Origin of the sequence: Erwinia sp. PPS120 (genome assembly GCF_047918655.1) — a bacterium.
Taxonomy (GTDB): domain Bacteria; phylum Pseudomonadota; class Gammaproteobacteria; order Enterobacterales; family Enterobacteriaceae; genus Erwinia; species Erwinia tasmaniensis_A.
In genome coordinates this window covers 1-3,010 of the sequence record NZ_JBLREF010000051.1, presented here as the reverse complement: position 1 = coordinate 3,010, position 3,010 = coordinate 1, and the positions used below count along the sequence as shown (strand labels likewise).

The following is a 3,010-nucleotide window of genomic DNA, read 5'->3' as shown; positions in this document are numbered from 1 at the left end:
CCCCCCCCCCCCCCCCCCCCCCCCCCCTCCAAAAAAAAAAACAACACACCAGATATGAGAACCAGTCTCGTGGGCTCGGAGATGTGTATAAGAGACAGGAGAATGTGGAAACGCTTGGTGACGTGATTAAGTTTCTGAATCGTGTAGGCGAAGGCGATGCGGTGAAGTGGCTGAATAAACTGAACGTGGTTGAGTATCAGGCACAGCTGATTGAGAAGATGAGCGACTTTTGCACCACGATGATCACCGCGATAAACCAGATTTTGAAAGCCAGAGTGGGGCGGATATTGCCGGAGAAATGGCAGGCCGATTTACTGCGTGTGCGGGATGGATTTGCCGCCCTGCAACCGCTGGCATCCAGGATGATCCCGCAGGCGCTGAAGGAGCTGGATGCGAAACTGCGGGTGTTGCAGGCGCTGGTGTATAAAGGTGAAATCCATACGGTGGCAACGGGTAAGGGCAGGGCTGAAGTGTGGCGTGAAGCGGAAGCCTATCTGATAGAACGCCCGCTGCGGGATGCGCCAAAGCAGGGAACGCGATTTCCGAGTCTTCATGCGGAGAAGCAGCACGAAACTATACTGCGGCGTAAATATTCCAAAAAAGGCTACCCGGACTTATTGGGATATAAAGAAAAAAGCCCGGCCTTTGGAAAAGAGAAAATTTTCATAAACATAGCCTCTTTCAGCAGTGAGATCACCGCAAAAAGCGCCAGACAAATGGCGGGTAGTACGATTTTTCGCGCTTTCGGCAACGAGACTGCGCTGGCAACAAAGCCCGGCGGCTCCTGGGCTGCGGGAGGGTTTTGGGGCTATCAGAAAGTGCCTGGTAACGCGGAAGAGTGGCGGCAGCTATCGGCGGTACTGGATGAGTGGAACGGCAACGGTTTTCTTGTGGTGTTGCATTTGCCGGAAGACCTTGCCATGCGGATGCCGGGCACTAATGCCTGGCACGGTAAAATAGCTGAACAGTTCGGACAAAAGAGAGCCAACCAGTACCTTGAAGGCGGCGGCGAGCAGGTGATAATTAATCTGGATGAAATGCTGAAAACAGAACTTAATCGCATCGGTGAGAAGGTCAAGGCCACCGGGCAGCCTGCCAGCGTGGAGATTAACGGGGTAAAAGCTCAGTTTTATCCTTCTGGCTGGAAAGATGTGGAAGGCGTGCACGGTTACAGCAAACCTGAGGGAATTGACCCGCCCTATGCCACCTATACGCGAGAACTGCATGACGATGAACTGCGCAACAAGGTGAAGGAGAGAACGATAGTTAACGCCGCCCGTGTGGAGCGCCAGACAACGTCAGGAAGTGAACAATGATTACGATACCCAAAACTCAGTATCCAATGAGTAATGACCTGGTTCGCCGCAAACTGTTCTGGCTGTTACAGCGTCTGAGCAGCTACAGCCTGTGGCTGCGCAAAAGGGATGCCTGGGCATGCTTTACTGAAAAATATGAACATGCGCTGAAAACCTGGCCGGAGGAAATCACGAAGGGGTTTGATAAAGAGGTTATTATCTGGGCATACGATGCCCTGCGTCTTTATGATGAAGGCTTACCTGAACTGGCGGTAGGAAACCGGCAGGTGTGGCAGATTAAAACAGGTGAATTCGATCAACTTTTTCGGCCGGTGAGTTTAATTGAGAAGTACTTTTATTGGCCTTGTCATGACGAACGTGGCGGGCAACGGGAACCTTATCCCCCGGAAATAGAAGAAATTAATAAGTGGCGTGTTGCGGCGGAGTTTTGGGGGGATAATCTGCTGTATCCGCCACAAAATAATGTCTGTAATTTTTTTGATGCAGAGTATTTACTGGAACCTGAAAATTATATTTATAATTTAACCCTTTTTGCCTACCCGGTATTCCCCCAAAACCTTCCCCCCGTTCCTGAACGCAGAGACATTATTATAAAAACCGACGATCCGGTACCCTGTGATGGTATCTGGGAGCCGGTGAAGATTTTGTACAACCATAAATTTCTGGTGGTTAAAGACGGCATCGGTGGTTTTAAAAACCTCGGGGCTTACAACTATTTTATTCGCGGTATGAATGCCCCCCGGCAGATATATTACGATGTATTGATTGAAAGTGATACGGAGGCTATTTTGTCGAACGACTCCATTCGTTATCGCGATGTTCACTGGCGCCTGGTCTGGGAGGACACCCGTTATTGTGACGGGATTATCCCTGATGAATCGGAATACTTTCTGGATGATGCGCCGGGTAAACGCATTACCTGCCAGAGCGGTGAGCGCTGCCCACACTCCGGCCACTGGGCAACCATCGCCGGAGGGCATCAGCAGTTTATTGATGTTGAGGCAGGGACGTTGATGCCGGAGGCGACGAAATATCAGAGTGATATGTACGCGCCTGAAATACGTATTCCGGCAACATGGAGCCTTTTGCAAAGGGAAGATGAAGGCAGTGTTTATATCAAACCGGAAGAAAATTAATCAGTCGCCTGTTTCTGGGACAACTATCTGGCTCTGTCTGACGGGCAGAGTCATTGCGGCCGCCCATTCCCCGAGGCGGGCGACGACAACATCTCTGAGCCGGTAACCGAAAGCGGGGCGTTTTATGCCCGTATTCACCACGAGCGCGAACTGAGCAGACAGGCCTGTTTGCCAGAGCGGGCAAACTCAGCCTGAACGCCAGCGAAGGCCCGGTGCAGATACAGGCGCAGAACGGGAAGATGCACATCAGTGCGGAGCAGAAGCTGAGCCTGATATCGGCCAGCGACATGCTGTTTGCGGGTAAGAAGAAAGTGACGCTGATAGGTGGGGGCAGCTATCTGATAATAGAAGGCGGGAAAGATAGAGTACGGCACGGATATGACCTATACGCGGAAGGTTAAGCGTACTCACCTGACGGGGAAAGCGACATAAGAACCGGACATGCTGTGGTTGGCAGATCCGGTCAAAAACAGCACGGATGCGCTGATGCAATATCGCTATCACGACGACGCGCCTGTGGTGGGGGCGCCGTTTATGGCAACACTGGCGGATGGGTCA

General features: G+C 51.7%; 2 protein-coding genes and 1 pseudogene. All 3 read left to right on the top strand.

Features of this window, described 5'->3' with window-relative positions; genetic code table 11:
* Positions 1-104 precede the first annotated feature (104 nt).
* Positions 105-1,316: a hypothetical protein gene (locus tag ACLRGG_RS20275; protein ID WP_416251449.1), complete on the top strand. Its 1,212-nt coding sequence runs from the start codon at positions 105-107 to the stop codon at positions 1,314-1,316.
* Positions 1,313-2,452 (top strand): Imm72 family immunity protein, encoded by a 1,140-nt coding sequence (locus tag ACLRGG_RS20270; RefSeq protein WP_345830748.1) that lies wholly within the window; start codon positions 1,313-1,315, stop codon positions 2,450-2,452. The genes ACLRGG_RS20275 and ACLRGG_RS20270 overlap by 4 nt, the downstream gene beginning before the upstream one ends.
* A 152-nt stretch (positions 2,453-2,604) precedes the next feature.
* Positions 2,605-2,869, top strand: a pseudogene (locus ACLRGG_RS20265) (DUF2345 domain-containing protein); the annotation flags it as partial.
* Positions 2,870-3,010: the final 141 nt, after the last annotated feature.

Bases quoted from the DNA above. Each gene is read 5' to 3' on its own strand.
- ACLRGG_RS20270 (WP_345830748.1), top strand. From the start codon at position 1,313: ATGATTACGATACCCAAAACTCAGTATCCAATGAGTAATGACCTGGTT.